Origin of the sequence: Sphingobium xenophagum NBRC 107872 (assembly GCF_000367345.1) — a bacterium.
Lineage (GTDB): Bacteria > Pseudomonadota > Alphaproteobacteria > Sphingomonadales > Sphingomonadaceae > Sphingobium > Sphingobium xenophagum.
In genome coordinates this window covers 1-7356 of record NZ_BARE01000088.1, presented here as the reverse complement: position 1 = coordinate 7356, position 7356 = coordinate 1, and the positions used below count along the sequence as shown (strand labels likewise).

9 protein-coding genes are annotated in these 7356 nt (G+C 63.7%); all 9 read left to right on the top strand.

Features of this window, described 5'->3' with window-relative positions; all coding sequences use genetic code 11:
- A partial coding sequence (locus SX1_RS21400) for a hypothetical protein (protein WP_026150035.1) occupies positions 1 to 362 on the top strand: 362 nt, incomplete at its 5' end.
- A 352-nt stretch (positions 363 to 714) separates the two neighbouring features.
- Positions 715 to 1650 carry a P-type conjugative transfer ATPase TrbB gene (gene trbB, locus SX1_RS21395; protein ID WP_019054740.1) on the top strand — a complete coding sequence of 312 codons (936 nt, stop codon included), beginning with the start codon at positions 715 to 717 and terminating at the stop codon, positions 1648 to 1650.
- On the top strand, positions 1647 to 1979 hold the full coding sequence (locus SX1_RS21390) for a TrbC/VirB2 family type IV secretion system protein (RefSeq protein ID WP_019054739.1): 333 nt from the start codon (positions 1647 to 1649) through the stop codon (positions 1977 to 1979). Before trbB ends, SX1_RS21390 begins: the two co-directional genes overlap by 4 nt.
- The gene (locus SX1_RS21385) at positions 1979 to 2248 is read left to right on the top strand and encodes a VirB3 family type IV secretion system protein (protein ID WP_019054738.1); all 270 of its coding nucleotides are present in this window, start codon (positions 1979 to 1981) and stop codon (positions 2246 to 2248) included. Before SX1_RS21390 ends, SX1_RS21385 begins: the two co-directional genes overlap by 1 nt.
- Positions 2245 to 4701 carry a conjugal transfer protein TrbE gene (gene trbE, locus SX1_RS21380; protein ID WP_019054737.1) on the top strand — a complete coding sequence of 819 codons (2457 nt, stop codon included), beginning with the start codon at positions 2245 to 2247 and terminating at the stop codon, positions 4699 to 4701. The genes SX1_RS21385 and trbE overlap by 4 nt, the downstream gene beginning before the upstream one ends.
- Positions 4698 to 5417 carry a P-type conjugative transfer protein TrbJ gene (gene trbJ / locus SX1_RS21375; protein ID WP_026150033.1) on the top strand — a complete coding sequence of 240 codons (720 nt, stop codon included), beginning with the start codon at positions 4698 to 4700 and terminating at the stop codon, positions 5415 to 5417. Before trbE ends, trbJ begins: the two co-directional genes overlap by 4 nt.
- Position 5418: 1 nt before the next feature.
- Entirely contained in the window at positions 5419 to 5673 is a 255-nt protein-coding gene (gene trbK-alt / locus SX1_RS21370; RefSeq protein WP_019054735.1) for a putative entry exclusion protein TrbK-alt, read from the top strand.
- Positions 5670 to 6950 (top strand): P-type conjugative transfer protein TrbL, encoded by a 1281-nt coding sequence (trbL, locus tag SX1_RS21365; RefSeq protein WP_019054734.1) that lies wholly within the window; start codon positions 5670 to 5672, stop codon positions 6948 to 6950. The genes trbK-alt and trbL overlap by 4 nt, the downstream gene beginning before the upstream one ends.
- A 21-nt stretch (positions 6951 to 6971) precedes the next feature.
- Positions 6972 to 7356 (top strand): conjugal transfer protein TrbF (gene trbF / locus SX1_RS21360; protein ID WP_019054733.1); only part of this gene is annotated, 385 nt, incomplete at its 3' end.

Below are 7356 nucleotides of genomic sequence, written 5' to 3'. Positions count from 1 at the left end.
GCCGGAAGAGGGCGGTGGTAGCAGCAGAGGCGGATCTCGAGGTTAAGCGTCAGGTGCGCTTGGCCTTCGTCGAGTATTTTAGTCAGTCGCTTATTGACGAGGCTGGCGGCGTTTCAAAGTGGAATTGGTTCGATTCCGCGAAGGCCGTCGGCATGGAACCCGAGTATAACTACATATACCGGTATACCTCGCGCCTGCTCCACGCCACTCCGACGAGCTTTTATACGACTTCCAAGAATCTCGAACTCACCGAAATGCGGCTGTTCTTGGAGTACATTTATGTCCGTCTTCTGGACGTAATCGACGTTGTCACTGATTTTGCAGTCCGTGCCGAAGCAAAGTGTGGCCGATCCTCGAACTGACACCACAATGGGGCGCAGAGCCGCAGGCCAGCATTCTAATCCGGGATTGGCGGGTCATTGCATAAGCTTTTCTCTCTGCAGTGGCATCGGAACGGGGTATTCTGGGCGGAGGCTGCAGCTTGAACATAGTGACGTCGTCGGCGCAAAAGCCATAATCCAAGCGCTTCGAACTACGCCCCTCCCTGTTTTTCTATCCCCTACTGCTACGGCGCTAAATCCTTGTTGAACTAGACCCTTTTCTGCGTCTCTTACTCGTCCCCGTTGAGCCGGACGATCCTGTCCCGCTCCTGAAGCGGGGTATCCGATGGGCGCTGAGCCAGTCCGAATTGAAGCACGTTCACGCGGCGCACGCATGCTGCGGACGGCGATGGGCGTATCGATCGCGACCTGGCTGGCTGACGCGCAGGTCATCGAGATCATGCTCAATCCTGATGGACGCCTCTGGGTCGACCGGTTGGGCATGGGACTGTCTGACAGCGGTGAACGCCTGACCGCAGCCGATGGTGAGCGCATCATCCGATTGGTTGCCCATCATGTGGGTGCCGAAGTTCACGGCGATGCACCGCGCGTGTCAGCGGAGCTGCCGGAAAGCGGGGAACGGTTCGAAGGCCTTTTGCCACCGGTGGTGGCTGCTCCCACCTTTGCCATCCGCAAGCCCGCCGTCGCGGTGTTTTTGCTCGATGACTATGTCAGCGCAGGAATCATGTGCGCAGTTGAAGCCGACAGGCTTCGTTCGGGCGTTGCAGAGCGGCTGAACATCCTTGTCGCTGGGGGCACTGGCACCGGCAAAACGACGCTCACGAACGCCCTGCTCGCCGAGGTCGCCAAGACCACCGACCGGGTCGTTCTGATCGAAGATACCCGCGAGCTGCAATGCCGCGCGCCAAACCTTGTGGCGATGCGGACCAAGGATGGCGTTGCCTCGCTCTCTGATCTGGTCCGTTCCAGCCTTCGCCTTCGCCCTGACCGGATTCCGATTGGCGAAGTCCGCGGCGCCGAGGCGCTTGACCTCCTCAAGGCCTGGGGCACCGGCCACCCTGGCGGGATCGGGACGATCCATGCTGGCAGTGCGATCGGTGCCCTGCGGCGGATGGAGCAGCTGATCCAGGAAGCGGTCGTCACCGTTCCGCGCGCGCTGATTGCCGAGACCATCAACCTAATTGCCGTGCTGGTGCGTGACGGCACCGGGCGGCGTCTCGCCGAACTGGCCCGCGTCGACGGGCTCGACCCCGTCACCGGCGACTATCGCCTGATTCCCGCCACCCAAACCCAAGGAGACTCTCTATGATCCATGCCCTCCGGCGCGGCACCAATCGCGCTGCGCTCGCTGCGACTGCTGCTTTCGTGATGGTGACCACTGCCACCCCGGCGCATGCCGGTGGTTCGTCGATGCCGTGGGAAGCCCCGCTGCAGTCGATCCTCGAAAGCATCGAGGGGCCGGTCGCCAAGATCGTGGCGGTGATCATCATCATCGTCACCGGCCTCAGCCTTGCCTTTGGGGACACGTCGGGGGGCTTTCGCCGGCTGATCCAGATCGTGTTCGGCCTCTCCATCGCCTTTGCCGCATCGAGCTTCTTCCTGAGCTTCTTCAGCTTCGGCGGCGGAGCGCTGATCTGATGACATCGGCAGACGAGATCCCCGGCTTCTATGCCCCGGTCCACCGCGCACTGGCCGAGCCGATCCTGCTCGGCGGTGCGCCGCGTGCACTCGCCATCGTCAATGGCACGCTGGCGGGCGCGATTGGCCTCGGCTTGCGGCTCTGGCTCGCTGGCCTTGCCATCTGGGCAATCGGCCATGTGCTTTCGGTGTGGGCTGCACGCCGCGATCCGCAGTTTGTCGATGTCGCGCGCCGCCATCTCAAATATCCGACCTGGGTGCGGCCATGATGTCGCTTCAGGAATATCGGACCAAATCCGCCAGTCTCGCAGACTTCCTCCCCTGGGTCGCACTGGTGGGGCCGGGCGTGGTGCTCAACAAGGACGGATCGTTCCAGCGCACGGCGCGCTTTCGCGGTCCAGATCTCGACAGTGCCACGCCCGCTGAACTTGTGGCCGTCACCTCCCGGCTCAACAATGCCCTGCGGCGGTTGGGCTCGGGATGGGCGGTTTTCGTCGAAGCGCAGCGCACCGCGGCGCAAGCCTATCCGCAATCCCGCTTTCCCGATGCCGTATCGGCGCTGGTCGACAGGGAACGCCGCGAACAGTTTCGTGAGGAAGGCGCGCATTTCGAAAGCGGCTATTATCTGACGCTCCTGTGGATGCCGCCGCCCGAGGAAGCGGCGCGCGCCGAAGGCTGGCTCTACGAAGGCAAGGCGTCGACCGGGGTCGATCCCAAGGAACTCGTCAAATCTTTCGCCGATCGTACCGACCGCGTGCTGCATCTGGTTGAGGGATTTATGCCCGAGGCCGCGTGGCTCGATGACGCTGCCACGCTGACCTATCTCCACAGCACGGTATCGACCAGGACGCAGCGCGTTCGCGTGCCCGAAACGCCGGTCTATCTCGACGCGCTGCTGGCCGATGAGCCGCTGACCGGCGGTCTCGAACCCATGCTCGGCGCCCATCATTTGCGCACGCTCACCATCACCGGCTTTCCGACGGCGACCTTTCCCGGGCTGCTTGATGAGCTCAACCGGCAAGCCTTCCCTTACCGCTGGTCGACGCGGGCAATCATGCTCGACAAGACCGACGCCACCAAGTTGCTCTCGAAGATTCGGCGGCAATGGTTCGCCAAGCGCAAATCGGTTGCTGCCATCCTCAAGGAGGTGATGACCAACGAGCAGTCGGTGCTGATGGATTCGGACGCCTCGAACAAGGCGGCTGATGCCGACATGGCGCTGCAGGAACTCGGCGCGGATCATGCCGGCATTGCTTATGTCACTGCGACGGTCACGGTCTGGGACCGCGACCCGGCGCTGGCGGCGGAGAAGCTGAGGCTGGTCGAAAAGGTCATTCAGGGCCGCGACTTCACCTGCACAGTCGAAGGTATGAATGCGCTCGAGGCATGGCTCGGATCGCTCCCCGGCCATGTCTACGCCAATGTCCGGCAGCCGCCCATTTCCACACTCAATCTCGCCCACCTGATCCCCCTGTCAGCGGTATGGGCGGGAGCGGAACGGGACGAGCATTTCGGTGACGCCCCCTTGCTTTACGGCAAGACCGAAGGCTCGACCCCGTTCCGCCTTTCCCTTCATGTCGGCGATGTCGGCCACAGTCTGATCATCGGCCCGACAGGGGCAGGCAAATCCGTGCTGCTGGCGCTGATGGCGCTGCAGTTCCGGCGCTACAAAGGCAGCCAGATCTTCGCTTTCGATTTTGGTGGATCGATCCGCGCTGCTGCGCTCGGCATGGGCGGCGACTGGCAGGATCTCGGAGGCGCGCTGCATGCCGAGGAAGGCGACAGCGATGCCGTCGCCCTGCAGCCGCTTTCAAGGATCGACAACGCCGGCGAACGCGCCTGGGCCGCCGAATGGCTGGCGGCGATGCTGGCCGGCGAAGGCATGGTGATTGACCCTGCCGCCAAAGAGCATCTCTGGTCGGCCCTGACATCGCTTGCGTCCGCACCGCCTGCCGAACGCACACTCACCGGTCTCGCGGTCCTCCTTCAGTCCCAGGAATTGAAGCAGGCACTCGCCCCGTATCTCATCGGCGGTCCGTGGGGACGGCTGCTCGATGCTGAACAGGAACGTCTGGGTGAGGCGTCTGTGCAGGCTTTCGAAACCGAAGGTCTAATCGGCGCGTCATCGGCCGCTGCTGTGCTCGCCTATCTGTTCCACCGGATCGAGGGGCGGCTCGACGGCTCGCCGACCATGATCATCATCGATGAAGGCTGGCTCGTGCTCGACAGCCCGGCCTTCGCCGCCCAGCTGCGCGAATGGCTGAAGACGCTGCGCAAGAAGAATGCGAGCGTCATCTTCGCGACCCAGAGCCTTGCCGACATCGAGACGTCGGCCATCGCGCCTGCCATCATCGAAAGCTGCCCGACGCGCATCTTTCTGCCTAACGAGCGCGCCGCCGAACCGCAGATCGCACGGGTCTATGAGCGGTTCGGCCTCAATGATCGCCAGATCGAAATCCTGAGCCGGGCCACCCCGAAACGCGATTATTATTGTCAATCGCGGCGCGGCAACCGGTTGTTCGAGCTGGGACTCGGCGATGTCGCACTCGCCTTCAGCGCCGCCTCTTCCAAAACCGATCAGGTCCGCATCGCCGAGCTTGTCGCCGCCCATGGCCGCGAAGGCTTTGCAGCGGCCTGGCTCCAGAACCGCAGCCTCGCATGGGCGGCCGAGCTGCTTCCTCCCCCGCCGCCCGCACTTACGGACAAGGAAAACCACCCATGAAAATACCCGTCCTCCGCCGCGCTCTCATGGCGACGGCGATCACCACTTCGCTGGTTTCCGGCACCATGATCGCCGCGCCAGCGCAGGCCCAGTTTGGCGGGATCGTCTATGACCCCAGCAATTATGCGCAGAACGTGCTGACCGCCGCCCGGACGCTGCAGCAGATCAACAACCAGATCCAGCAGATCCAGAACCAGGCGACCAGCCTCATCAACGAAGCCCGCAATCTTGCCAGTCTGCCGGTCTCGACGATCCAGACGCTTCAGCAACAGGTCGATCAGACCCGCCAGTTGCTGAACCAGGCCCAGCGCATCGCCTATGACGTGACCGACGTGCAGCAGGTGTTCAACGGCCGTTACAAGGGGGCGGCACTGACCGGCGGGCAGGCCCAGATGGTCGCTAACGCCAATGCGCGATGGCAGGACAGCGTCGGCGCCTTCGAAGACGCCATGAAGGTGCAGGCCGGGATCGTCGGCAATCTGGGTGCGACCCGCAGCTCGATCACGACACTGGTCGGCGCCAGCCAGTCAGCGACCGGGGCTCTGCAGGCGGCACAGGCCGGCAATCAGCTACTGGCTTTGCAAACCCAGCAACTGGCCGATCTGACCGCCGCCATTGCGGCGCAGGGCCGCGCGCAGTCGATCGAGGCCGCGCGCAATGCCGCGACCGAGGCCGAGGGCCGCGAGCGTTTCCGCCGCTTCCGGACCCGGAACTGACATGAGCCGGTCGGTCAAGCTGGCGGCAGCCGCCGCTTTTGGCGGATTGCTGATCGCGGTCGCGGTTGTTTCGGCAACGCGGCCGCCGGCTCGGCACGACACAACGACCTATGTCGCGGACGAGACAGGATCTCCGAACCCTCACGCCGCAGAACTCAAGCGCTGCAGTACGATCACCATGCCGGAGTCGGGATGCGATGCGGTCTGGGAAGCTGAGCGCCGCCGATTTTTCCATGGAAGGGACCGGCAGCCATGAATGATACCGGCGTCATCGACCAGTTTCTGACGGTCTTCACCCAATATATCGACAGCGGCTTCGGCTTGCTCGGCGGCGAGGTCGGCTTCCTGTCGACCACCCTCATTGTCATCGACGTGACCATAGCAGCCTTGTTCTGGGCCTGGGGCACCGATGAGGATGTGCTGCAACGCCTGATCAAGAAGACGCTCTACATCGGCACTTTCGCCTTCATCATTGGCAACTTCTCGAACCTCGCTGGCATCATGCTCCAGAGCTTTGCCGGGCTTGGCCTGCAGGCCAGTGGCAGCGGCATGGCCATCGGCGATTTCATGCGCCCCGGCGTTGTGGCCGCAACCGGTCTTGATGCCGGACAACCGCTGCTCGACGCCACCGCCGATCTTGTCGGGCCGGTGGGTCTGTTCACCAATTTCGTGCAGATCCTGATCTTGCTGATCTCCTGGCTGATCGTTGTCATCGCCTTCTTCGTGCTGGCGATCCAGGTCTTCGTCACCATCATCGAGTTCAAACTGGTGACGCTCGCCGGCTTTGTGCTGCTACCGTTCGCCTTTTTCGGGCGCACCGCCTTCATGGCCGAGCGCGTCCTTGGCCACATCATTTCCTCCGGCATCAAAGTGCTCGTGCTTGCCGTCATCACCGGCATTGGCACGACCCTCTTCACGCAGTTCAGCAATGCCGGACTCGGGGTCGAACCCGACATCCAACAGGTCATGGCGATTGCGCTCGCAGCGCTGACTTTGCTCGGTCTTGGTATCTTTGGTCCCAGCATCGCCAACGGCATTGTGTCGGGCGGACCGCAGCTTGGCGCAGGGGCGGCGGCAGGCACTGCGATCGCTGCCGGCGCGACGATTGCGGGCGGCATCGCAGGTGCCAAGCTCGCCGCAGGTGCCGCCGGCTCGGCCATGGCGGGCGCGGCCACGGGCGGTGCTCGCGCGGCAGGCGGCGCATCGGGTGCCTATGCAGCCGGAGCCGCTGGCAAAACCGGACGGGCTGCGGCTGCTTCGGGTCTCGCCAATGTCGCAAAATCAGCCGCAAGCAGCGCAGCTTCACCACTTCGCCGGGCCGCGGACAGCCTCAAAGCGAACTATGCCGCTGGCAAGGCGGGAACGCCCGCCAATGCGGCAGCGACCGGCGCCGCCGATGGCCCTCCTGCATGGGCCACCGCGATGAAGCGGCGTCAGGCGATGACGCAGGGTGCCAACATGGCCTCGCATACCCTCAAGGGCGGCGACAGCCATGGCGGCGGCTCTGGCCCCGACATCTCCGACAAAAGCTGAAACTTCCGAAAAGGATCCGACATGTTTCGACGCCCCTCTATCCGCTACGGGACCAGTCCCGAGCCCGTTACGCCCTATCAACGCGCCGCCCAGGTCTGGGACGACCGCATCGGTTCAGCCCGGGTGCAGGCGAAAAACTGGCGGCTCGCCTTCTTCGGTTGCCTCGCGCTTTCGGGAGGGCTGGCAGGCGGTCTCGTTTGGCAATCGGCGCGCGGCACGATCACGCCCTGGGTGGTCGAGGTGGACAAGCTCGGGCAGGCACAGGCCATCGCCCCTGCCGATGTCGATTATCGCCCGACCGACCCGCAGATGGCGTTCCACCTTGCTCGCTTCATCGAACAGGTGCGCGCCATTCCCGCCGATCCGATCGTGCTGCGGCAAGACTGGCTCAAGGCTTACGACGGCT

Excerpts from the sequence above, each read along its gene's own strand:
- trbJ (WP_026150033.1), top strand. The coding sequence starts at position 4,698 with ATGAAAATACCCGTCCTCCGCCGCGCTCTCATGGCGACGGCGATCACC.
- trbK-alt (WP_019054735.1), top strand. The coding sequence starts at position 5,419 with ATGAGCCGGTCGGTCAAGCTGGCGGCAGCCGCCGCTTTTGGCGGATTG.
- SX1_RS21390 (WP_019054739.1), top strand. The coding sequence starts at position 1,647 with ATGATCCATGCCCTCCGGCGCGGCACCAATCGCGCTGCGCTCGCTGCG.
- trbE (WP_019054737.1), top strand. The coding sequence starts at position 2,245 with ATGATGTCGCTTCAGGAATATCGGACCAAATCCGCCAGTCTCGCAGAC.
- trbB (WP_019054740.1), top strand. The coding sequence starts at position 715 with ATGCTGCGGACGGCGATGGGCGTATCGATCGCGACCTGGCTGGCTGAC.
- SX1_RS21385 (WP_019054738.1), top strand. The coding sequence starts at position 1,979 with ATGACATCGGCAGACGAGATCCCCGGCTTCTATGCCCCGGTCCACCGC.
- trbL (WP_019054734.1), top strand. The coding sequence starts at position 5,670 with ATGAATGATACCGGCGTCATCGACCAGTTTCTGACGGTCTTCACCCAA.